The organism is Arthrobacter sp. MMS24-S77 (assembly GCF_054888235.1).
In genome coordinates this window covers 385,258-407,085 of sequence record NZ_JBTZRN010000001.1, presented here as the reverse complement: position 1 = coordinate 407,085, position 21,828 = coordinate 385,258, and the positions used below count along the sequence as shown (strand labels likewise).

The 21,828-nt window shown below is 64.8% G+C and carries 19 protein-coding genes; 8 read left to right on the top strand and 11 right to left on the bottom strand.

The window, feature by feature from the left end:
* Positions 1 to 23: 23 nt before the first annotated feature.
* On the bottom strand, positions 24 to 512 hold the full coding sequence (locus ACX5I4_RS01945; protein ID WP_461835176.1) for a DUF4188 domain-containing protein: 489 nt from the start codon (positions 510 to 512) through the stop codon (positions 24 to 26).
* Between the two features lie 92 nt (positions 513 to 604).
* Between ACX5I4_RS01945 and ACX5I4_RS01940 the strand changes: the two genes are divergently transcribed.
* Both ACX5I4_RS01940 and ACX5I4_RS01935 read left to right on the top strand, forming a co-directional pair.
* Positions 605 to 1,180, top strand: a complete 576-nt coding sequence (locus ACX5I4_RS01940) for a TetR-like C-terminal domain-containing protein (RefSeq protein ID WP_461835175.1) — start codon at positions 605 to 607, stop codon at positions 1,178 to 1,180.
* Positions 1,181 to 1,547: 367 nt separating this feature from the next.
* Positions 1,548 to 2,786: an IS110 family RNA-guided transposase gene (locus tag ACX5I4_RS01935; protein WP_461835174.1), complete on the top strand. Its 1,239-nt coding sequence runs from the start codon at positions 1,548 to 1,550 to the stop codon at positions 2,784 to 2,786.
* An 81-nt stretch (positions 2,787 to 2,867) separates the two neighbouring features.
* Here the strand turns inward: ACX5I4_RS01935 and ACX5I4_RS01930 are convergent, their stop codons facing one another.
* The gene (locus ACX5I4_RS01930; protein WP_461835173.1) at positions 2,868 to 3,560 is read right to left on the bottom strand and encodes an SRPBCC family protein; all 693 of its coding nucleotides are present in this window, start codon (positions 3,558 to 3,560) and stop codon (positions 2,868 to 2,870) included.
* Entirely contained in the window at positions 3,553 to 4,185 is a 633-nt protein-coding gene (locus tag ACX5I4_RS01925; RefSeq protein WP_461835172.1) for an ArsR/SmtB family transcription factor, read from the bottom strand. The genes ACX5I4_RS01930 and ACX5I4_RS01925 overlap by 8 nt, the downstream gene beginning before the upstream one ends.
* Before the next feature lie 89 nt (positions 4,186 to 4,274).
* Between ACX5I4_RS01925 and ACX5I4_RS01920 the strand changes: the two genes are divergently transcribed.
* On the top strand, positions 4,275 to 5,222 hold the full coding sequence (locus ACX5I4_RS01920; protein ID WP_461838626.1) for an RluA family pseudouridine synthase: 948 nt from the start codon (positions 4,275 to 4,277) through the stop codon (positions 5,220 to 5,222).
* A gap of 361 nt (positions 5,223 to 5,583) precedes the next feature.
* Here ACX5I4_RS01920 and ACX5I4_RS01915 read toward each other — a convergent pair whose 3' ends face one another.
* Positions 5,584 to 6,111: an O-acetyl-ADP-ribose deacetylase gene (locus tag ACX5I4_RS01915; protein ID WP_461835171.1), complete on the bottom strand. Its 528-nt coding sequence runs from the start codon at positions 6,109 to 6,111 to the stop codon at positions 5,584 to 5,586.
* Between the two features lie 58 nt (positions 6,112 to 6,169).
* Between ACX5I4_RS01915 and ACX5I4_RS01910 the strand changes: the two genes are divergently transcribed.
* Positions 6,170 to 6,793 (top strand): DedA family protein, encoded by a 624-nt coding sequence (locus ACX5I4_RS01910; protein ID WP_461835170.1) that lies wholly within the window; start codon positions 6,170 to 6,172, stop codon positions 6,791 to 6,793.
* Positions 6,794 to 6,802: 9 nt separating this feature from the next.
* Here ACX5I4_RS01910 and ACX5I4_RS01905 read toward each other — a convergent pair whose 3' ends face one another.
* The 7 genes from ACX5I4_RS01905 to ACX5I4_RS01875 form a co-directional block, all read right to left on the bottom strand.
* A complete protein-coding gene (locus ACX5I4_RS01905) occupies positions 6,803 to 7,108 on the bottom strand; it encodes a hypothetical protein (RefSeq protein ID WP_461835169.1) in 306 nt (101 codons plus the stop codon).
* 187 nt (positions 7,109 to 7,295) lie between these two features.
* Complete coding sequence (gene ppc, locus ACX5I4_RS01900; protein WP_461835168.1) at positions 7,296 to 10,094, bottom strand: phosphoenolpyruvate carboxylase; 2,799 nt, start codon at positions 10,092 to 10,094, stop codon at positions 7,296 to 7,298.
* A 164-nt stretch (positions 10,095 to 10,258) separates the two neighbouring features.
* Positions 10,259 to 11,428 (bottom strand): hypothetical protein, encoded by a 1,170-nt coding sequence (locus tag ACX5I4_RS01895; RefSeq protein WP_461835167.1) that lies wholly within the window; start codon positions 11,426 to 11,428, stop codon positions 10,259 to 10,261.
* On the bottom strand, positions 11,425 to 12,702 hold the full coding sequence (locus ACX5I4_RS01890; protein WP_461835166.1) for a glycosyltransferase family 2 protein: 1,278 nt from the start codon (positions 12,700 to 12,702) through the stop codon (positions 11,425 to 11,427). The genes ACX5I4_RS01895 and ACX5I4_RS01890 overlap by 4 nt, the downstream gene beginning before the upstream one ends.
* Positions 12,703 to 13,608 carry an ATP-grasp domain-containing protein gene (locus tag ACX5I4_RS01885; protein WP_461835165.1) on the bottom strand — a complete coding sequence of 302 codons (906 nt, stop codon included), beginning with the start codon at positions 13,606 to 13,608 and terminating at the stop codon, positions 12,703 to 12,705.
* Complete coding sequence (locus ACX5I4_RS01880; protein WP_461835164.1) at positions 13,608 to 14,522, bottom strand: PIG-L deacetylase family protein; 915 nt, start codon at positions 14,520 to 14,522, stop codon at positions 13,608 to 13,610. Before ACX5I4_RS01880 ends, ACX5I4_RS01885 begins: the two co-directional genes overlap by 1 nt.
* A 121-nt stretch (positions 14,523 to 14,643) precedes the next feature.
* Positions 14,644 to 16,299 carry a zf-HC2 domain-containing protein gene (locus tag ACX5I4_RS01875; protein ID WP_461835163.1) on the bottom strand — a complete coding sequence of 552 codons (1,656 nt, stop codon included), beginning with the start codon at positions 16,297 to 16,299 and terminating at the stop codon, positions 14,644 to 14,646.
* Between the two features lie 212 nt (positions 16,300 to 16,511).
* Here ACX5I4_RS01875 and ACX5I4_RS01870 point away from each other — a divergent pair, with 212 nt between their 5' ends.
* The 4 genes from ACX5I4_RS01870 (at position 16,512) to ACX5I4_RS01855 (ending at position 21,785) form a co-directional block, all read left to right on the top strand.
* Entirely contained in the window at positions 16,512 to 17,207 is a 696-nt protein-coding gene (locus tag ACX5I4_RS01870; RefSeq protein ID WP_461835162.1) for a hypothetical protein, read from the top strand.
* A gap of 54 nt (positions 17,208 to 17,261) precedes the next feature.
* Entirely contained in the window at positions 17,262 to 18,560 is a 1,299-nt protein-coding gene (locus tag ACX5I4_RS01865) for an Ig-like domain-containing protein (RefSeq protein WP_461835161.1), read from the top strand.
* A gap of 170 nt (positions 18,561 to 18,730) precedes the next feature.
* Complete coding sequence (locus tag ACX5I4_RS01860) at positions 18,731 to 19,567, top strand: DUF1684 domain-containing protein (RefSeq protein ID WP_461835160.1); 837 nt, start codon at positions 18,731 to 18,733, stop codon at positions 19,565 to 19,567.
* Between the two features lie 148 nt (positions 19,568 to 19,715).
* Positions 19,716 to 21,785 carry a DUF6807 family protein gene (locus ACX5I4_RS01855; protein WP_461835159.1) on the top strand — a complete coding sequence of 690 codons (2,070 nt, stop codon included), beginning with the start codon at positions 19,716 to 19,718 and terminating at the stop codon, positions 21,783 to 21,785.
* Positions 21,786 to 21,828 lie beyond the last annotated feature (43 nt).

Below are 21,828 nucleotides of genomic sequence, written 5' to 3'. Positions count from 1 at the left end.
CTCAAAACGACGTTAACTGCGAGTCAGTTGGGTTGCCCGGCACCCATGCGCTGCTTGGCCGTGTTGCTGCCCGGGCCGACCGGGACATGCGAGGTGGCCTTGGCAAGGCCAAACTGCGGCATACCGTTGTAGACCACCTCGATTCCCGAGGCTGGCACTTGATAGGTCTCGTGCCACACGCCTATGTCACCGCTTCCGGCGACTTCCTTCATGAAACGCCGCCATGGCCCCAAATGCGGCGAATCCCTGTCCGCCGCGAAGCGCCTGAGATGCCCGGGGCTCTCCCAGTAGCTGAGCAGCATGGTGGTGCGCCCGAACCACTGTTCGCAGCCGAGCATTCCGGACTCGGGATGTGCTGCGAGGTGGCGCAGCATGGTGGGCATAGCCGAGGCCACGCGGGCCACTTTGGCGATTTTCCACCAACGGTTGGCCCGCATTCCGATGAGGAAAACGGTCACTGATTCGCGCCCGGCATCCGCCGTGAAGCGTCCCGGGAAGACTTCCTGTGCCATGTCAATCCTTCGGTCTGGGAACCGTCATTCAAGTTCCACTCTTCGAGTTTCATAACGTTGTTATGAAACAATGTTATGAAACACTTGAAGGCATGGCAAGACCCATTGTTCATGACCAACTCGTCCGGGAGCGGCTTCTTCAGGTAACGGCCGAACTCGTAGACCGCGACGGTCCGGCCCGAGTCACGCTTCGGGACGTAGCTGCAACAGCCCAAACCTCAACCACCGCGATCTACTCACTTTTCGGCGGCAAGGCCCAGCTACTGACAGCCGCCGTCGACGACGGATTCCGCTCGTTCGGCGACTCGCAGCGGGCCGCCGAAAGCGGTGGGCTCCGAAGCCTTGGCCTCGCCTACCGCTCTTGGGCCTTGGAACACCCAGCTTTGTACCGGCTCATGTTTGGCGGGGCCCTTGCCACCTACGTGGACTGCAGTCCGACGCCGGCAGTCGCCTCGGAAGCCATGCTTCCCCTAATGGAAGCCGTGACCGCCGCGCAGAATGCGGGGACTGTTCGCGACGCCGAGGCCGCGACAATCGCCATGTCCATCTGGGGACAGGTCCACGGACTCGTGAGCCTGGAACTGGCGAACATGGACGACCCCGGAACCGATTGGGAAGGGATTTACGCCGCGGCGTTGGATGCGGTGGCGCGCGGCTGGGCAGCCTGACCCGGCTTCGCCCGCACCAAGCCCAACTGACTCGCAGTTGTTGTCGTTTAGAGGGCTCAAAACGACGTTGACTGCGAGTCAGCGGATGAGCGCCGCTAGCGCGCCGTGGACCGGGAAAGTATGCGTCTGGCGCACCTGGACTCTGGCCCTCTCCGGGCGGCTCGGTGATCATGGAGGTGTTCGTCTTGGTGAACGCCGACCCAAGTTGGTGCCTTGAGTCCGTGAGTCAGCGTGGTGTGGGAGGGCTTCCACGGGAACCGTGGATTGTTGCTTTGAAGCACGGGTATTAGATTCCTGAACATATTCCCTGTCCTCCCCGAGACGGACACAGTAGATGGCCGCCTGAGGGTGTTGGAGGGAAGAAGGAATGGACATTGTTCACGAGCGGGCCGCGGGGTTGGATATCTCCAAACGCGACGCGAAACTCTGCGTGCGGGTGCCGGGCCCGCGGGCCGGGACCTATGCGTCGACGGTCACGACCTGGGGCTCGACTACACAGAAGATCCTGGAACTGCGGGAGTTCCTGGAACGCGAACATGTGACCACGGTGGTGATGGAAGCGACCAGTGACTACTGGAAGCCCTTCTACTACCTGATGGAGGAAACGCTGCCGGTGATGCTCGTCAACGCCAAGGCCGCCCGGAACATCCCCGGGCGCAAGACGGACGTCTCCGACGCGGCCTGGCTGGCGCAGTTGGCCGCTTTCGGGTTGTTGCGGGCCTCGTTCGTGCCGCCGGAACCGATCCGTGAACTCAGGGACCTGACCCGGGCCCGTGCGATCGCCACCCGCGACCGGGCCCGGGAGATCCAGCGGCTGGAGAAGTTCCTGGAGAGTTCCGGGATCAAGCTCTCCTCCGTGGTCTCGGACCTGACCGGGGTGTCCTCCCGGGACATGCTCGAGGCCCTCATCAACGGGGAACGCAACCCCGATGTCCTGGCCGGCATGGCCCGGGGAGTGCTGCGCTCGAAGATCCCGGCCCTCGTTGACGCGCTCACCGGGCGGTTCAAACCCCACCACGCGTTCATGGCCCGCCTGCACCTGGACCAGATCGACACCCACACCCGGGTCATCGAGACCCTCACGGCACGGATCGAGGAGGCGATGGAACCCTTTCGCGACGCCAGGGAAGCCCTGGCCACCATCCCCGGAGTCTCCCTCAAAGTTGCCGAAGTGATCATCGCCGAAACCGGTGCGGACATGGCCGTGTTCGAAACCCCCGCCCGGCTCGCGTCCTGGGCCGGCGTCAGTCCCGGATCCAACGAGTCCGCCGGACGGATCAAATCCGCGCACATCCTGCCCGGGAACAAATACCTCAAGGCAGCCCTGGGCACCGCGGCCATGTCGGCCGCACGGTCCAAGAACACCTACCTCGCCGCGAGATACCACCGCATCACAGCCCGAAGCGGACGCAACAAAGCCCTCGTCGCCGTCGAACATTCCATCCTCACCGCAGCCTGGCACATGCTCGCCAACGGAGAGTGCTACAACGAGCCCGGAGCCGACCACTTCACCCGCATCAACCCGACCCGCGCCAAGAACAACGCCATCAAGCAACTCACCAGCCTCGGCTACGACGTCACGCTCACACCGGTCACTGCAGCCTGACCCACCCCTACTTTCGTATTAGTTGGGTGGGCCGGGGCCGCTGGTGGGCCGGGGCCGTTGTGTGGGTCCCGCGTCGCAGCTTTACGCGTACACCTTCTCCAGGAACCCGCCCCACGCCTTGGCAGTCAATTCGGAGTCGGCGCTGCCGCTGAAATCGTGCACCGTCATGCCCACGGGTGCTCCGAAGGAGTTGCGGCCGAAGAAGCGGTACAGAGTGTCGGCCGTCCGCAGGCCAAGGAAGTGCTGGTTGGAGAAGTCGAGCTCTCCGCTCAGCCGCCCCACGCCGTCGACGTCCACCTCAACAGTGGAACCCTGCGCAACGCCGTCCACGCCAAGGGCCTTCTTCAGTTGCACGAAACCGTCGGGGGTCTGCGAGGCCGCCGGGCCCTGGATGTCCGTGAAGACCACGGGCTTGCCGTCGAAGTAGTGCAGATACTGGCCCAGGGTGTGCAGGTAAAACTCGGTGTGCTTGCTTGCTCCGTCGTACTGTTCTTCCCAGTTATCCGCGAAGATGCCGCTGTGGACATAGTGCAGCTTGGCCCGGCCGCCGTCGACCGGTTCCAAGACGTGCTCCAACTGGTTGAACCAGCCATCCGGCCCATCCATCCGGGTCACAAGGTGGCTGGGGTATTCGTCCACGGTTTTCACGGCCGGCCATTGATCGGTGGGGAACATCCACGCCGAGGTGTCCTTAGTGACGGCCTGCCAGACCCGTTCAGGAGTGCCGGGCAGTTCTGTGTCGGCCACTATTTCGAATTCACGGTTGTCAGTCATTGTCCTGTTCCTTTTCTGGAGAGTGCTGCGTGTTGGTCTTGAGTGCGGGATGAAGTACGACGACGAGTCGGTGCTTGCGTGCGCCGCTCGCCGCTGCGGCAGCTCCGCCGTCGTGGTATTTGTCCACGAGCCGGGTCACCGCGACACCGAGTTCCTCGGCAAAAGCGGCGCGGTCCGACGCCGAGCGGAAGGTGATTTCGCCGTCGATCGCGAAGCTCGCAAGCTTCTTCTTGGCGGCGGCCGCCCCTGCTATCAGCTTGCCCATCTCCTGGACCGTCCGGGCCGCGAGGGCCAGGAGCCAGAAGGCTGAAAAGCGATCCGAGAAGCGTCGGGGATCCGGCGCCACAGACGCGAGCGCCACCGGCGAGATCAGGTACGACGCCGCCGTCGCGCGCAAAACGCGTTCGGTGACGTTGCCCTTCTTCCGTTCCTCCACAAGCTCGACGAGCCCATGCCGCTCGAGGGCCTTGAGATGGTAGTTGACCTTCTGCCGCGGCAGGCCTACCTTGACCGCCAGCTGAGTGGCGGAACCGGGCTCGGCCAGCTCCTGCAGAATGCGGGTGCGGATCGGGTCCAGCGACGCTTCCGCCGCGGCGGGATCCTCGATCACTTCTATGTCCAACATGCTTCCATTGTGCCTACCGACAACTTTTCTTGTCAAGAATTTTTTTATCGTCGGCGGCCTGGTGGCAGCCCCGGTAGAATGGACCGGTGATGCAATCCCCCCTCCCAGTGCGCGACGGCGTCAATGCCACCCGTCTGCGCCTCCCGGACGAGGGGCCCTGGGACACCGCGATGGACTACATGATGCACCGCTGGGGCCATATCGACCCCCAGGGCATTGAGGACAGGTTCGACGCCGGCGAGATCGTCGGCGAGGGTGGCGCACCCCTTGACCGCCAGACCCCCCTCGAAGAGCACACTTTCATTTGGTACTACCGCACCCTCCCGCCGGAGACTCGAATGCCGGTGGAGATCAACATCCTGCACCAGGACGAGCATCTCCTGGTGGTGGACAAACCGCACTTCCTGCCCACCACCCCGGGCGGAACCTACATCCAGGAATCGGCGCTCGTCCGGCTCCGGAACCAGCTGGACCTGCCGGACCTCATCCCGATGCACCGCCTCGACCGCATGACCGCCGGTGTACTGCTGCTCTCCACCAATCCGGAGACCCGCGGCAAATACCAGGTGCTCTTCGAAAAACGGCAGGTGCAAAAGGAGTACGAATGCGTCTCTGCCGCGGCACCCGCCGCAGGCTTTCCCGGCGTCGAGTTCCCGGCCGTCGTGCGCAACCGCATGACCAAATCCCGCAGCTACCTTCTCGCCGAGGTGATCGACGGCGAACCCAACGCGGAGACCCGCATTGAGCGGCTAAAAACGTTCGACGACGGCGGGGACGACGGCGGAACCGCTCGCCGAGCGCTGTACCGGCTCGAGCCCCACACCGGCAAGACCCACCAGCTTCGCGTGCACATGGCATCGCTCGGGCTGGGAATCGTAAACGACGCGTTCTACCCCGAGCTGCTGGACAAGGCCCCGGACGACTACTCAAGGCCCCTGCAGTTGCTGGCCCGCGGCATCCGCTTCGTGGACCCCATCAGCAAGCAACCCGTCGAATACCGGAGCCGCCTCGAGTTAAGCGAGGCCCGCCCGGTCTGACGCTCGCTCACCAATGACGGCTTTTCCCGGAACGCTCGCTCACCAATGACGGCTTTTCCCGGAACGCTCGCTCACCAATGACGGGCTTTCCCCAAACCCTCGCTCACCTATGACGGGCTTTCCCGGAACGCTCGCTCACCAATGACGGGCTTTCCCCAAACCCTCGCTCACCTAAATTGAGGAACATGTCCACCTCGGGGTCATATCTGCAGGAGCGTTGACCATCTGGGTGGCATAAGTGAGCGAGCGTCCGGCCAAACACCCACATATCTGAGCGAGCGTCGGGCCGAGGCACCACGCTCCAGGCTCAGCCCGCCTGGCGCCGCCCGCGAAAGCGCGGTAGCGAAAGCGCCCGCTCCCCTTACCCTTCCGGGGCCCCGAACACGTTCCGGAACACGTCTGCCGTCTCGGCGCTGAACAGCACAAATTCCACGAGTTCCAGTCCACTGGGGCCTTCGGCGCCGAAGCGACGGACGGCGTCGAGCGCTACAGAGGCGACCTCGCGCGCGTCCCAGCCGTAGACCCCCGCGCTGATCGCCGGGAAGGCAACGGAACGCGCTCCGAGGGACACTGCCACCCCTAAGCTCTCGCGGAAACACGAAGCCAAAAGTTCCGGATCGTTCTGGCCGGCGTGCCGGTTGGGGCCAACGGTGTGGATCACCCATCGGGCAGGCAATTTGAACCCGGGAGTGGCCACGGCCTGGCCTACCGGCAAGCCATTCGGATACCGTTCTCGCACCTCCATGCACGCCGCGAGAAGCTCCCGGCCGGCCGCGCGGTGGATGGCGCCGTCGACTCCGCCGCCGCCCATCAAAGATGAGTTAGCCGCGTTGACGATCGCGTCGACGTCGCGCGTGGTGATGTCACCTTGCAGGATTTCAAGCCGCATGGCGCCAGTCTTGCACGGCACCCCGTCTGCTACACCAAAAGTGGGGTAATTTGTGCCCATGGACATCACCAACGCCGATGGCTGGGGAGCCGCGATCTATGTTTGGATCATCCCCATGGTGGTGGGCGACGCCTTCTTCCCGCCCATCCCCTCCGAGATGCTGGTGATCACGGGTGGCGCGCTGGCTGCCGAGGGCCGAGTCAACCTGTGGCTCGTGGGTTTGTTGGCCGCCGGCGCATCTTGGTTGGGGGACATGATTGTTTTCCAGCTCTTCAAGCGCCGCTTGGGCCATGTCTTGGACCGTTGGGCGTGGGGCCGCAAAATCCATCAGGGCATCCACCGAGCCATCGCCAAAGCCGGCCGCTCGTCGACCTACGGCGCGATCATCGGCGCCAGATTCATCCCGGGTGGGCGGCTTGCTGCCTCGGCCGCTGCCGGGATCGCCGAGGTTTCCACCCGCGGTTTCAGTCTGTGTGCTGGCTTGGGCGGGCTGTTGTGGGCCACGTGGCAAGCCGGACTGGGTTACTTTGCCGGCTCGACGACGAAGCTACCGTTCTGGGCCAGCTCACTGATTGGCGTCGGCGTGGGTTTGCTGATCGGCGTCGTGGTGGGCGTGATCGTCACGCGCCGCCGGGGCGACCGCTCGCCGGTCGACGAGCCGGGCGAGCCGCCGCATCTCTAGGCGTTGCCTTTAGATCGGCGACCATTTCCCCCGTTTGCGGCGCAGCACATAAAGGTTCCCTGTGAGCGCTACGCGTTCGACGGCGTCGCGCATCATGGCTGCCGACGCTCGGGCCTCGCTGTTCTCACCCGGATAGTCGCGCGGCTCCACGAGGAAACGAAGACTGATCTGCGCGACCCCACCCACGACGTCCAGCTGCTTGGATTCGACGTGGTGCCGCGTCTCCAAGGCCTCGAGCGCAGCGGCCATCACCGATTCCGGTGGATTGCCTGGCTTGAGCCCGGTGATCTTCAACTTGGTCTGGAACGAAGGCATCCCTCAACCCTAAACGCTCGCTCACCTATGACGCTCCCACCGGAAACGCTCGCTCACCTATGAGCCCAAACGGCGGCACCCTCCTGCAGATGATCTGCAGGAGGGTGCCCGGAAACGCCCACATAAGTGAGCGAGCGTGCGCCAAAAGACCCACATATGTGAGCGAGCGTCGGGAAGGGAGTAAAGGCTAGCCCGTGTTGCGGAGGCCGGCGGCTACTCCGTTGACGGTGATGAGCATGGCCCGCTGGAGCCGTTCGTCGATCTCGGCGCCGGAGATGGAGGCTTCGCGGACGCGGCGCAGGAGCTCCACCTGCAGGTAGCTGATGGGGTCGAGGTATTGGTCGCGGATTTCGAGGGAGCGCTTGAGCGTCGGCTGGGCTTCCAGGAGCTCGGTTTCGCCGCTCAGGAGCTCCACTTCGGCAACGGTGAGATCGTACTCAGCCCGGATTGCCTTGAAGAGGTGGTGCAGCTCTTCCGGAACCAAGGAGGACACATAGTGCCCGGCGATGTCCATGTCCGTCTTGGCCAAGGTCATCTCCACGTTGGAAATCACCGACTGGAAGAAGTGCCAGCGCTTCATCATCTCCGCCAGCTCGGCGGTGTTGCCTGCCAGGCGGGCGGCCTTGAGGCCCGATCCCACGCCGAACCAGCCCGGAACGATCTGCCGCGACTGCGTCCAACCGAAGACCCACGGGATGGCACGAAGACCGCCCAGCCCCGCGCCGGAATCAGGGCGCTTGGAGGGCCGTGAGCCGATGTTCAAGGATCCGAGCTGCTCCACCGGGGTCGAGGCCAGGAAATACGCGGGCAGGTCCGGATCGTCGATCAGCGCGCGGTACTGGGCAAACGCGGCGTCGGAAATGATCTCCATAACGTGTCCGTAGCGTTCGCGCTCGTCGTCGGAAGTGCGCGGGGTGCGGTGCAGCGCGGAGCCCTGCATGACGGCGGCCAGGGAGAGTTCGAGGTTTTCGCGGGCGAGCTCCGGCAGGGAATACTTGTCCGAGATGACTTCGCCTTGCTCGGTGAACTTGATGGCGCCTTCGAGCACCCCGTTGGGCTGGGCCATGATGGCGTCGTAGGTGGGTCCGCCGCCACGGCCTACGGAGCCGCCGCGGCCATGGAACAAACGGACGTTGACGCCGTGTTTGGCGGCGACGTCGCGCAACTTGCGCTGGGTTTTGTGGATCTCCCACTGGCTGGTCATCACGCCGGACTCCTTGTTGGAGTCCGAGTAGCCGAGCATGATCTCCTGGACATCCCCACGCAGCCGGACGAGTTCACGGTAAGAGGGATCCGAGAGCAGCAGGTCCACGATTTCGGCCGAGGCACGCAGCTCTTCCACGGTTTCCAGGAGCGGGGCGAAGCCGATTTTGGCGTAGGGAGCCGCGCCGAAGAGGTCGATCAGCCCGGCTTCGCGGGCCAGGACCGCCGCGGCCAGGACGTCGTCCGCGCCGCGCGTCATGGAGATGATGTAGGTTTCGACGACGTCCGGCCCATAGGTCTGGAGGGCGTGGCGGATGCTGCGGAAGACGTCGTACGTGCGGTCGCCGTCGCCGTCGAGCTTGATGGGGTGGCCGGACAACGGCCGGCGGGAGGCCAGCTCCGCACTCAGCCGCTCAAAGCGTTCCGCGCGGCTCAACTCCCCGTAGGGAGTCCCGACGCCGAGCCGGTCAACCAGCTGCCCGACGGCGTCGTGGTGGTAGTCGGCATGCTCACGGATGTCGAGGGTCGCCAGGTGCAGCCCGAAGGAGGCGATCGCGCGGCGGACGCGGGCCAAAGCGCCGTCGGCCACGAGCACGGCCGAGTGCTTGCGGAGCGAGGCTTCCAGCAGCTCGAGCTCTGCCAGCAGTTCCGAGGTGGACGCGTAGTCGCGGCCGGCTTCGTGGTATTTCGACGCAGCTACGCGGCGGCCGGTGTTGATGAGCTTGGCCTTGATGCACGTCAGTTTGAGGCGATACGGCTCCTGCGCGTTCAGCTCAAGGATGCGTTTGTCCAGGCCGGGCAGGTTCTTGAGGTCGACGGCGATCGAGTCCAGGAGGTCCTCTTCCGCATCTACCAATGCCGTGGAGTTTGAGAGGACTGAAATCAGTTCGTCGATCATGGAGATGCTGATCCGCACGGCATGCTGGTTCTGAAGCTGCAGGATTTCGCGGGTGACGGAGGCGGTGACGTTCGGGTTGCCGTCGCGGTCTCCGCCGATCCAGGAGCCGAAGCGGATGGGGGCGTTCTGCGCGGGCAGGACAACACCGTGCTCCCCCAGCAGTTCAGTAAGGTCCGTGAGCATTTCCGGCATCGCGTCGGTCAGGATGCTGCTCAGGTAGTAGATGGCATTGCGAGCCTCGTCCACCGGAGTGGGACGGACTTGGCGTAGTTCGTCCGTCTGCCACATTTGGTCGATGATCTCGGCGAGCTGGCGGTCCTGGCGACGGCGGGCGGCCGTGCAGTCAAGGGTGGATTCGGCCAGCACGTCCGAGAGCTTGCGGATCTTGTCCAGCACGGAACGGCGCGAAGCCTCGGTGGGGTGCGCTGTGAAAATAGGCCGAACGTCCAGCTCGTTGACGACGTCCTGCAGGGCCTGGGTCCCGGCCTCATCGGCGATCTCGGCCACGGCTTTGGCCAACCAGCCGTCCTTTTCCTGACGGGTGCGCAGTCCGCGGACGCGGTGCACTTGCTCGGCTGCGTTGGCGAGGTGGAAATAGAAGGCGAAGGCGCGGACCAGCTCAGTGGCTTCCTCAAGCGGCAATGAGGCGAGCAGCTCCCGGACCTGGGCGACGACGTCGTGCGCGCTCCACGGACCGGTGGCGTCAGCACCGCCCCGGGCGGCTTCCTTGGATTCCTTGGTGAGCAGGCGCACCTGCTCGACGAGTTGCAGCAGCTCCGGGCCGTGCTGGCGGACCAGCGACTCTCCGAGAAGCGTGGAGACGCGGCGGACGTCGGCCCGGAGTTCCGCGGCAAGGTCGGTGCTGAGAGGTGCAGTGTCAACCATGAAAAATACCTTCTGGCGTTGGGTGTGGCCCGTACACTGCGCTGGATACTGTGAGCCGGATTACTGATATTTCCTAGGGAATCCTACCCGCAGCCGTTCCGGCGGAGGCAATCCGTCTCAAATGTTGTCGCTTAAAATCGGCGAGGGCAACAGGCGCCACGACCTCACCGTGCCCACACCCGGCGGAGCGCGTCCCAATGCCCGTCACCCATGAGGCTGGCCGGCGTGACCGAAACCGATGCCGCACCCCCATCGGCCGCGAGCCGCAAGGCCCGTTCCAGCTCGTCCGGAGAAATGGAGCCATCCCCGGACCACAGTCCGATAGACAAGGAATACCGCGTCCCGGCACGCTGCCGCAGCGCCTTGACGAGCTCTTCCGTCCCCGGCGACCGCTCGTTGTTGAGGCCCACGTACTCCCACACATGGATCCGGTCCAGTTGCTCCAACAGGAGGCCATAGTCCTGGCCACTGTCCGCGCGGTCCGCGCTGGCGGACACGCTCGGCGAGCGGACATCCATGTCCAGGTCCACTCCAAAAGGTTCGACGGCGGAGCGGACCTTGCGCACGATGTCCGCCATGGCGTGGGTCCGCCAGGTGGTCACCTCCGCGGCGGCAGTGTCTATGGTTCCGTCCGCGCGGCGGGGCCAATCGCTCCGGTGCATGGCTGATGTGAAGTCCTGCAGATCGTCCGGGCCGAAGGTGTATTCGTCGAACATGAGCTCGGTCAGGTTGACGGCGGTGGGCAGATACCGCTTGGCCACGGCCGCCGCGAACTCCGCGAGCCGGGTACCTGCTGCTCCGGTCCGAAGTGAAGAAAGACTGGCGAAGCTGCCCGAAGCCTTGCCCACGGGGTTGCGACCAGCCAAGGAAGGATCGGCGGTGATGGCTTTGTCCAGCAGGACGTCGATGGTGAGGATGACGTCCCTCTGCTGCCCCGTGCCGGATTGCTGGAGCGTGCCGGGCTGCTGCCCCGTGCCGGGCTGCTGCAGCGTGCCGGGCTGCTGCAGCGCCGCGATCGATTCGGCTACAAAATCGCGGCCGGTCCGTTTGACCTCGGCGGACACGGATTCCGGATGCGCCTCCCAAGGAAAAGCGGTCCAATCGGTCCGTCCCACGGCGATGGACACGGCCGTGGCCTGAACCTCGTCGAGCCGCCTACCCAACTGTTTCAGGTGGGCCGGATCCTCTACAACTACGTCTTCGAACCCGAGGTTGACCATGCGTTCGGCGGGCCGGGGCTGCTCTTCCGTGGCGCAAGCGCTCAGGAGGACGGTTGTGGCAAGGAGGCCGGCAAGCGCCGCGGGCCGCGCGAGTTCCGCCGGAATGCCGCTCACGCGCGGGACATTTCGGGAGGGCTGAGGCCGGCGGCAGGCACCGAAACCACGCCGGTGCGTTGAAGCTTGTTCCACCGTGCAGGGCTTCCCCTGAGTTCCTTGCCCACGGCGCTGGCTAACGCCAGCCCCACAAAGACCGAGTAGAGCGGCCACAACGGCAAGGTCCACACATAGCGCAGATCGCGCCATGAACGGTTCAGACCAAGGGAAATGACGATGAGCGCCAAGGAAACGAAGAGTCCCAACCAGCCCAGGATGGCGAGCACCTCGCCGGGAACCGGACCGTAACCAACCAGATACAAGAAGGGCAGCACCGTCAGTACCAGGAGCTGCAGGATGGGGATGATCACCATGGTGATGGTGTTGAACACCAGGAACGCGCCGAAGGACCCATAGCGGAGGTTTCCTACCATGCCGAAGTGGATCCGGAGGGTCTGCAGGAGTCCCCGGGACCATCGGACCCTTTGCCGCCACAACCCGCGAACGGTGGATGGAGATTCGGCATAGACCAAGGCCTTGGGCTGGAAACGGACCCGGTACCCGGCCTTGTAGACACGCCACGTCAGCTCAAGATCCTCGCCTAGGGAGTCCTCGTGGAACCCGCCCACGTTGTGGACCAGTTCCCGGCGGAAGGCACCCATGTTGCCGGACACGATCGGAAGGCAATGCAGGAGGGACAAAGCCCGGCGCACAAGACCCGTGCCTACGTGACTCAGGACGGCCAGCATGCGGGTTTGTACACGGTCCAGGTTGACCGGCCTGTCGTCGCCGCACACGGCACCGACATCCGGGTGGTCGAACGCCTGGAGCATGTGCACCAGGGTGTCTGGTGCGAAGATCCCGTCGGCATCGACAAACATCAGGATGTCTCCGTTGGAGGAGGCAATCCCGCGGTTCAATGCCGCGCCCTTTCCGGCGTTGGCCTGCGTGACGGAACGGACCCTGTCATGCTCGGCAGCGAGAGCGGCCATGATGGCGGCCGTCCCGTCGGTGGAACCGTCATCCACCAGAATCACTTCAAACCTGCGGTACCGGCTGGCCAGGATGGATTCCACGCACTTGGTGATCACCACGGCCTCGTTATAGCCGGGGACGATCACAGACACGAGCGGTTTCTGGTCGAGGATGGTCAGCCGGTCCTTGGAAGACCGATCGCGGTAGCGCCAATTGAAAAACAGGGCCAGTGGAACATAGGCGATCTTGACTGCCCCGAAGCCCAGGATGATGAGGCCGCTGATCCGGACGAACTCCAGCAAAAACTCAAGGAAGGTCACTCAGACCATCCCTGCGATCACGCTATCGCGCAACTTGCGCAGGACTCCATCAACCAGTTCGGGGGCCTGCGCGCTGTTGGCTCCGAATCTGGCGTTCACCTCAAGGATCACCGGGCTGCCGTCCGGCATCCGCCGGATGTCGATGTCGGCGGGTCCTGTCACTCCCAGGACCCCGACCGCGGCAATAGCGAGGGCAGCAACGTCCCCGGCTGCCGGCGGCTCCACCCTTTTGACCGAGACGGCGTTGCCAACGCGTCCCTCCTTGAGCTCCGTCTTTTCGAGAACCACCACGACGTCGTCCGGGTCGCTGTCCGGTCCGTGCCGCAAAACCACCGGCGCGTACTCGGTACCGGGCGCAAAACGCTGAACGATCAGTGAGCGGTCCAGCTCGTCCCAAGGTCCGGCGTCGGGTGCGTGTTCAATAAGCTGCACTCCCCTTCCGCCGCGCGAAACGCGCGGCTTGATCACTATTGGACCGCCCAGGCACTCCAGGGCGTCCCGTGCCGATGCGAAATCCACAGGGAGCCCGAATTCGGGAACGCTAATTCCGGCAGCCTTGAGCGCCGTCATGGTCAGGTATTTGTCATTCGCGGTGTGGACCGCCAAGCGCGGAGCGATCAACACCTCCACCCCGGCGCCGAACAAGGGCCGGGCTTCGGATACCTGCGGAAGTTCGTCACTTACCGTAGGCACCACGAGGTCCACGCCCCGTTTCACCGCCACATGGCACAGGGTCTGCACGTAGTCCGGGGAGCTGGCCGGGGGCACTACCAGCGTGTCGCTCGCCAGACCCGGGCGGACCGCTTCCATGTCCACACCCAGGACGTAGTGTCCACGTGCCATCAATTGCCTTGCCAGCGAGGACCCGGCCGGCCCGCCTACGCCGGTCACCAGAATCCTGGCCATCAGAATTCCCCCACCGCTGAGCCGAGCAGGCGCACGGGCTCAAAGCCCTCTGCATAGGAGGTCTTGACCTGGGAGCCGCGGAAGGCCGCGAGACTGCGGACCCGTTCTGCGCTCATATACGGTTTGCCCTTCTGGTTCCGGTGCATGGCCACCGCGTGGATCTTGACGTCCACGTACCCTTCGATATCCACGAACACGCTCGGGTTGAAATGCCGGGTGGATGACGGGCTTTCAAAACACAGGATCGATGAATGCTGGCGGGCCGCCCGCATGGTGGCCGCGTGGACGGCCTGGTGGTCCTGGTGGTAATCGTGGCCGGAGTGGGTGATGACAACGTCCGGCCCGAAGGAGTTGATCAGGGTTTCAATGACCTGGACCATTTCCTGCCCGTGATCGGACAAGCTCGTGTCCCGGAAGTCATGGACCTGAACCTCGGACGCCCCCATGAAATCCGAGCCCGTGGCCGCCTCCGCCACGCGGACCGCACTGTCGCCACCCCTGCCCCCGGCGCTCATGACCACGGTCCGCACTTCATGGCCCGCGTCCACCAGCTTCGCCAAGGTGGCTCCGCATGCCAATTCCAGGTCATCCGGATGTGCACCGATCGCAAGGACCTTCCTGCGCTGCGTTGCCAAGGTGTGGTCGATCCGCAGGGTCGGGGCAACCAGCGCTCCAATGACCACCCCGGTTCCGGCCAGGACAACCACCACCTGCAGCCACGTCTGCTGGTCCGGGAAAAGAGAGCACGACGCCAAGGCCGCGATCATCCCGACGCCGAGAGCCGCCGTCGTTCTCCTCAAACGGTGAGGTGTCCTGAACTTGCGGATGAACCACTGCTGGCCCGCCGGGACCATTGCCCAATACACCGCGGCCGCGCCGACAAAGCCAGCAACGGCGAACATCGTTGCCTTCATTTCTCCCCTAAAACATGCTTAGTGCCTATTACCCGCCTCCGGGCACTGCCGATGAATGAGTGAGCCGGATCGGTACTTCGTGACGCCGCGGGTGTGGGGAATTTCCCGACCGGTACGTTCTTCAGAAGTCGTAGTAGAAGGTGTTCGTCTCAATCCCTGTTCCACTCAAGCCATACGTCAGGGTGTGTCCATGCCAGTAATGCGGGATGGTGACCTTGAGCGTGAACTTCAATTCGCCGGGCTGCACCGAATTCGTGGCGCAGCTGATGCTGGAAGGATCGAGCGGCTTCGGCGAGCAACTCCAGCCCGCGGGCGGCGTAATGGAACTGCCCGAAATCGAGCCACGCTTATTGACCGAGAAGTCGGCAGTGGCCCTCCCGAGTCCACTCCCTGGCGACAGGGTAAAGACTGGTTCCAGCGTTGCCGTCGTGGGATCCGCACCCGAATCCGTCCGACTCGCGGTACCGCTGACTTTCGCACGGTTAGGCGAGGGCGTGGGAGTCGGCGACGGCGTCGGGGTTGGCGTCGGGGTTGGGGTGGGGGTTCGCGACGGCGTGGGAGTCGGCGACGTCGTCGGGGTCGGGGTCGACGTCGACGTCGACGTCGGCACGCGAGTCACAGTAGGCGCCGGCGCTGGGGCCGGTATCGGTATCGCAAAGAGGGGCTCAGCTATCAGCGGTGGCTCCGGCTCGCTCGGCGACGCGGGAAGCGATGGCGGCGCTGGCGATGCAGAGACGACGGGCGCGGGCGCCTGGGGCTGTGCCGGCGTCGACGTCGGCTGGGGCGGCGGGGTGGTCCGTATCTCGGCATCCTGGTACGCCTTTGGTGCGGGCTGGCCCGTCAGGACCTCGACGATGCCGACTGCGCCCACCACCAGCCCCACCGCGAGCGCGGCCAAAATCGACATCAACAAGGGCTGCGAGATGCCGGCCACCCCGGAAGCGGCCGATACCCCAGGTAGCTGTCCCACGACGCCCAGTCCTGAGGCCTTCCCTCCCCAGGCGGCCAAGGGGACACCTGTGATCAGGGGCAGGAGCACGGCCCGCATGGCTCCCTGGACGTCCTTGAGGTCCAGTAGCATGGCCGTGCATTTGGCGCAGCCATCAAGGTGGTCCCGCACTTTCGCCTCGGCCGATTTGGACAGGCCACCGCGGACATAGGATCCCAATTGGGAGACGAACTCTGTGCAGGCGCCCTGCGGAGTCTCGCTGACGTGCATCTGCAGATACTGCCTCCGCAGCCCTTCCCGCGCCCGCACGCCGAGCGCGGAGACGGCGTTGGGCGAGAGCCCCAGGATCGGAGCGACCGCGGCGGGTTTCATCCGTTCCACGTCCAAGTACCACAATGCCGACTGCCAACGTTCCGGTAACGAGCGGAAGGCGCGGGCCACCGTTTGTGATTCGAAGGCCCGGATGGCGGGATCGTCCGGCGTGATTTTGTGGTCAAGGACAGTCTCATCGCTGGTCGGCAACGTGCGGCCGGCTTTCCGGTTCTTGTGGTGGGAAAGCCGGGTCACCGCCGACAACAAGTAGGCACGGAAGAAGTGTTCGGGCCCCTTGCCTGACACCAGGCTCTGCAGAACGGACTGGAATGCTTCAGCAACAACGTCGTCGGCGTCACTGAGGTTGTCAACGTTTTTGCGAGCCACAGTGGAGGCGATGGAGACGTGCCGAGCGTACAGCCCGTCATAGGCACTCAGGTCCCCACTACGGACCATGGCGATGAGTTGGCCGTCGCTGACAGCGTCGGCTGTTGAAGAGGTAGTACTAGGAGCCATCAACGGCTTCCCCGAAAGCGTAGAAATTCCTGACCATATACACACAGTGGCCGGAGTCCGCCAGTCATGACGCGGATTCGGAATCTATTCTTCCGGGAGATTTCCGGTCCACGCGGGATCCGTCATGATTCCAGACCCGGAAACACTGCTTGATTATGAATCCGTTCCCGCCAAAAATCTGCTCTGAGCGTCAGTCCGATATGTATCGGCTCTTGAACAAATGGCAAGCGGTCAGCTTCAAACGAGGCTGGCGCGTCAGGACCGACTGGCTCCAGCCAGAGGTCGAGTTGACCGTTACATCGCTGGAGACCGGCTCCGTCGTGCCTGCCGGGACCGCCAGGTCACTGGGCGCGGCCCGAGCCAGAAGCGGAGTGGGCATCAGCGAAACAATGACGGACTTCCGTGCACTTTTCGCAGCCGCGGACCGCCGTCTCGATCTTGATGCCCTGCAGTCCTTGGCCGAAGGTTGGGCGGAAGGGGCGGACCCCGAGTCCGTCATTTCCTGCACCGATGTCTATACCGGTTTGGCCACGCCAGCCCATTTTCAGGGCTTCATCCATGAGTTGTTCGCCTCGGGTCCGGAACATGTCCAGGCGCACGTCCTGGCCGTCATCGCGCTCCGGCAGCCGCACGAACTCAGATGCCACCCATGGCCGGTGCTGGCCATGGTGGGCGAGACCGTTTCAAGGGACCTCCGGGGTACCGGAGCGGTCGCCATGTACCGCAACAGCGCTGTCCATCTGGCGTTTCGTCGTTCCGAGGCAAACCTTGCCCGGCTGGTGGAATGCAAGGTCCACCTTGATGTGCTGGCAGATGGCGCGCTCATGCCCACGCGCCTGGAGTACTTTCCCCTGCCCACCTCCCCGGAAGACGCGAAAGGACTCCTCGCCGGCGTCACGAAAGGGTAAGCCCCTGCACTGAACTTTCAGCGACCCAATCCAGGGGGAATCGAAAGGACTCGCATGAGGAAGCATATCCACCACAAGAACCCAGCCAAGACGACGGAGCTGCCTTGGACTTTGCCGGCGGCGACGTTGGCGGCTTTGCTCGGAGCCTTGCTCACCGCCGTCGGGCTCTTTTGGCCGGTCCAAGCGGCCGAAGCCGCCGTCGTTCCGAACGCGATAACGTCCGTCAGCACCACTTCGACCGTTGACGGCCAATGGTCGCAAGTGGATTTCACGTGCCAGTGGGCGGTCCCCGATGGGTCCCAGCCGGGCGACACCTTCACCCTGCAGCTTCCACCCCAACTGCGTTGGTTCGGGCCAGCCGATTTTGCCCTGACGAACCCATCAGGGGAGACCGTAGCCACGGCCCATGCATCCGACTCCGGGCTGGTTGTCTTCACCCTGGGCAGCTTCGTCGCTTCGCACCAGGGAATCGGGGGCACGTGTAGCTTCAGCACCCTCTACGCGGAGCAGCCGACTTCGGGAGGGACAACGCAGCTTGATTTCCAGGTTGGCTCCACGGTGATCCGCGTTCCCGTGACCATCGACCAACCGTGTCAACAAGATTGCGCTCCCAAACCGCCCGCCACCCCGGAAAAGGGCATGTGGTGGTCGGATACGGCCCAGACGGAATTGAAGTCCGTCTTCCACTTGCCAGCGACTACCTTGCCAACGAGCGACGTCACCATCACCGACACGCCTGGGCCGGGCACCCAGATCGATTGCAGCCAGATCGTTCCGCGTGTGGGCACGTCCTTGGACCAGGACGGCAACATTGCAACTCCGAGCGATGAGGGCACCTATCCTGCCGTGATCGCGTGCACGCCCTCGCTGTTGACCGCCACCTGGACGGGCCTGCCGAAGGGTGAACTGGTGCAACTCTTTGTCGTCACAAAGGTCACCGACGGAACCCTTGATACTTACACAAACTCGGGCCACGTCACCGTCGCGGGGAAGGACACGCCCGTGATGGTTGAAGTCCGCCGAACCAGCGGCAGTGGAACGGGAAATGGATCTGCCTTGCCCTCGCCGACGCCCACCGTTCCAAGCCCCACACCCACCCCCGACGGTTCCACCGGGCCCGCGACTCCCCTGGCCACCAGCACACCGGCTACCGGAGCTACTGTTCCGAGCACGGCTCCGGCGGCTGGCCTGCCGCCCGAAACACCAGCCCAGCCGCAGCCAACGGCCGCGCCCCTGGCATACACCGGCGCTGGCGGCACAGCCGTCATCCCGCTGGCGGTCCTGCTCCTGGCGGCCGGAACGGTGCTTGCCTTGCTTGGGATGAGGAGATCAGCGAAGCGTCGGGTCCACTGATCCTGCGCTTGCGATCGCCCGCGTCCCCCGCCCGCGCCCAACTGACCAGCAGTTGTTGTCGTTTTCAGGGCTGTAAACGACATCTAATGCGGGGTAGTTGGGTTCCGGGAATGGCGTCGGCAGGTGCATGGTTAAGCCAACGACACACCGCCTGAATCGCTGGAGGAACCATGAGCACAACAGCCCCCGCAACCGATGCCCAGCTGGAACGCTGGCAGCGTTTCCGCAACGGCCGCAATGCTGCCCTCGCGGCGGAACACGGCTGGCTGACGCTCACGTCCTTCCAGTGGCTCGAATCCGCACCCGCCGCCGTCGAACTCGTCCCGGGACTCTGGTCAACGGACGGTACGACGGCGACCCTTACCGCGAGCGCGGCCGATGGACTCACGCTCGTGGAAACGGGAGCTCCGGTGGACGGCACGATTTCGGCCACCCTCCAGGACGAAGAATCACTCATGTGGGTGCAGTTTGGCGGCTCGGACGGCACCCAGGTGGTGGTGGAACTCGCCATGCGCGCGGACAAGTACGCTATCCGCACCAGGGACGACTCCTCACCCGTGCTGACAGAGTTCGACGCCGTTCCCGCCTACGACTACAACCCGGACTGGGTGCTTGAGGGCCGTTTCGAGGCCTACCCGGAGCCGGTGGATGTTCCGATCGGGACCGCCAACCCTTTGGTGGACGGGGTGCACCGATCCGTGGGCGAGGTCGTTTTCCGGGTGCCGAGCCTTCCCCACGAGATCCGCCTACACGCGGAAGCCGAGAAGCTCGGCGCCCTCAACGTGACGTTCCACGACGAGACGAACGGCAACACCACGGACGAATGGCGCAAGCTGGCCGTCTCACGCCCCCGGCACGATGGTTCCGTGGTGCTGGACTTCAACCGCGCCATCAACTACCCCAGCGCCTTTACGCCGTACGGAACATGCCCCATGCCGGTGGCTGGAAACTCAATCGACGTGGAGGTCGAGGCCGGGGAGAAACTGCCGGCGGGGCGGATCGTCTAAAGGCAGTCGTCTAAACCGATCGTCCAAATCGAGGGCGTTACATCTCCCCTAAAGGCACGGTACACTCTTCTTGGAAAGCGCTTACCAAGCGCTCCCGAAACGACACCGACGTCAGCAACCCCGCTCCCGGGGACAGATGAGGAGAGCCATGGGCACCCTGTCCACGCCCGTCCCGGCAGAACACGAACAGCCCCGCCATGAGCCCAGCAGGGTGGCCCTTGTGGGGGTCCACGGCTTCGGCGCGCACCACCTGCAGAACCTCGAAAGGCTCCAGGCCAACGGCGTCGTGCGCCTCGTTGCCGTAGCCGACCCGAATCCGCCTACGCCCGGCGCCCTCCCGCCTGGAACTGCTGTGTTCAGCGCCTTGGACGAACTCCTGGCGGGAACACCCGCGCTGGACCTGGTCATTGTGGCCACCCCCATCCAGACGCACGCACAGCTCGCCCTCACAACACTCCCCCACGCCGACTTGTACCTGGAGAAGCCTCCAGTCGCTTCCCTCGCCGACTTCGATCGCCTGCAGGAAGCCGCCACCGCGGCCGGCAGAAGTGTCCAGGTGGGCTTCCAAAGCCTCGGATCCCGCGGCCTCCAGGCGATCGAGGAGCTGCTCGCGGCGGGAGAGATCGGCACCCTCCTCGGCATCTCGGCCACTGGGCGCTGGGTACGGGACCGCTCCTACTACAAGCGCTCACGCTGGGCGGGCAAACGCAGCCTGGACGGCGTCGACGTCGTGGACGGGGTAGCAACAAACCCGCTGGCACACGCCATCGCCACCGCACTGAGGATCGCCGGGGCGCGCACCGTGGACGATCTTGCCTCCGTGGAGACGGACCTGTACCGCGCCAACGACATCGAATCCGACGACACCTCCGCGATCCGGATCCGCACCGCCGCGGGCCTGCCCATCACGTGCGCGCTCACCCTGTGCGCCGCCGAATCCGTGGAACCGTACATCACCCTACAAGGCAGCGAGGGCACGGCGGTGTTCCACTACACCGAAGACCGCCTCAGCGTCAGCTCGGCCGCCGGAGAGCGCGAAACCGTATACAGCCGGGTGGACCTCACGGAGGACCTGCTGGAGCATCGTCGCCAGCAGCGCTCGACGCCGGGCCCCGCAACCGGCGCGCCGCTGATCAGCCCGCTCGCGGACAGCGGCGCCTTCATGCAAGTGCTGGAAGCCATCCGCACCGCGGAATCTCCCGCAATGATCCCGGAGCAGTACGTGACTTGGGAAGGCGAGGGTGATGCCGCCCGAGCGGTGATCGTCGGTATCGAAGATGCGCTGGAATGCGCGACGGCGGCGCACGCCACCTTCAGCGAGCTTGGCTTGCCTTGGGCGCGACCAGCCATCGACGCCGAGCGGCCGGTTTTGAGCCTGCCCGGCGGCGGCGCGCCGGGCGCCGCCGTCGTGTTGGCAACGGTACAGAGCGGCGCCGGCCTTGCCGTGCGGCTCTCCCCGCGGCCCTATCTGCACCCGGTCCGCTCACTCGCCGGAGTCAAGGTCACCGACCATCTGCCGGCGGACCACCCTTGGCATCTTGGCGCGGGAATCGCCCTGCAGGATGTGAACGGCACCAATTTCTGGGGCGGCAAGACGTACACCCGCGCTGCGGGCCGATACGAAGAGCGGCAGGACCATGGCCGCATCATCGAACTGTCAGCAACGTCCGGTCCGGGGCTGGTGGACCAGGAACTCAGCTGGCAAGCACCCGACGGCAGCGAAGTGCTCCGGGAACGCCGCACCACCCGGTCGCGGCGGGTTGACCGCCGCACGTGGCAACTGGAGCTAAGAACAGAACTGACCGCCGTCGTCGACTCCTCGCTGGGCGGCCCGGGCTCAAACGGCGCCCTCGGAAGCGGCTACGGCGGCTTCTTCTGGCGATTGCCTGCCTGCTCCGGGGCAGAAGTCTTCACAGCGGAGAGGGCCGGCGAACCGGAAGTCCACGGCTCCGCGTCGCCGTGGCTGGCATGGACAGCGGACTTCCCTGAAGGCCCCGCCACTCTGGTGTTCGCCGCCCCGGCTGAGGCGCAGGATCCCTGGTTCGTCCGGATGGCGGATTACCCAGCAGTGGGTTCGGCCCTGGCCTGGGACCGGCCGGTTGAGCTTGCAGCCGGCGAATCCCTGGGCCGCTCCTGGACCGTTTGGATCGTCGATGCCAAGCTGTCTCGGGCCGAGGTTGCCGAGCTGACAGCCGCCCGGGCTTCCGCCGCAGGATAAGGACGCAGAAAGGCGGGGCACCCAATGTGCCCCGCCTTTCCCA

Bases quoted from the DNA above. Each gene is read 5' to 3' on its own strand.
- ACX5I4_RS01945 (WP_461835176.1), bottom strand. From the start codon at position 512: ATGGCACAGGAAGTCTTCCCGGGACGCTTCACGGCGGATGCCGGGCGC.
- ACX5I4_RS01940 (WP_461835175.1), top strand. From the start codon at position 605: ATGGCAAGACCCATTGTTCATGACCAACTCGTCCGGGAGCGGCTTCTT.
- ACX5I4_RS01935 (WP_461835174.1), top strand. From the start codon at position 1,548: ATGGACATTGTTCACGAGCGGGCCGCGGGGTTGGATATCTCCAAACGC.
- ACX5I4_RS01930 (WP_461835173.1), bottom strand. From the start codon at position 3,560: ATGACTGACAACCGTGAATTCGAAATAGTGGCCGACACAGAACTGCCC.
- ACX5I4_RS01925 (WP_461835172.1), bottom strand. From the start codon at position 4,185: ATGTTGGACATAGAAGTGATCGAGGATCCCGCCGCGGCGGAAGCGTCG.
- ACX5I4_RS01920 (WP_461838626.1), top strand. From the start codon at position 4,275: ATGCAATCCCCCCTCCCAGTGCGCGACGGCGTCAATGCCACCCGTCTG.
- ACX5I4_RS01915 (WP_461835171.1), bottom strand. From the start codon at position 6,111: ATGCGGCTTGAAATCCTGCAAGGTGACATCACCACGCGCGACGTCGAC.
- ACX5I4_RS01910 (WP_461835170.1), top strand. From the start codon at position 6,170: ATGGACATCACCAACGCCGATGGCTGGGGAGCCGCGATCTATGTTTGG.
- ACX5I4_RS01905 (WP_461835169.1), bottom strand. From the start codon at position 7,108: ATGCCTTCGTTCCAGACCAAGTTGAAGATCACCGGGCTCAAGCCAGGC.
- ppc (WP_461835168.1), bottom strand. From the start codon at position 10,094: ATGGTTGACACTGCACCTCTCAGCACCGACCTTGCCGCGGAACTCCGG.
- ACX5I4_RS01885 (WP_461835165.1), bottom strand. From the start codon at position 13,608: ATGGCCAGGATTCTGGTGACCGGCGTAGGCGGGCCGGCCGGGTCCTCG.
- ACX5I4_RS01880 (WP_461835164.1), bottom strand. From the start codon at position 14,522: ATGAAGGCAACGATGTTCGCCGTTGCTGGCTTTGTCGGCGCGGCCGCG.
- ACX5I4_RS01875 (WP_461835163.1), bottom strand. From the start codon at position 16,299: ATGGCTCCTAGTACTACCTCTTCAACAGCCGACGCTGTCAGCGACGGC.
- ACX5I4_RS01865 (WP_461835161.1), top strand. From the start codon at position 17,262: ATGAGGAAGCATATCCACCACAAGAACCCAGCCAAGACGACGGAGCTG.
- ACX5I4_RS01860 (WP_461835160.1), top strand. From the start codon at position 18,731: ATGAGCACAACAGCCCCCGCAACCGATGCCCAGCTGGAACGCTGGCAG.
- ACX5I4_RS01855 (WP_461835159.1), top strand. From the start codon at position 19,716: ATGGGCACCCTGTCCACGCCCGTCCCGGCAGAACACGAACAGCCCCGC.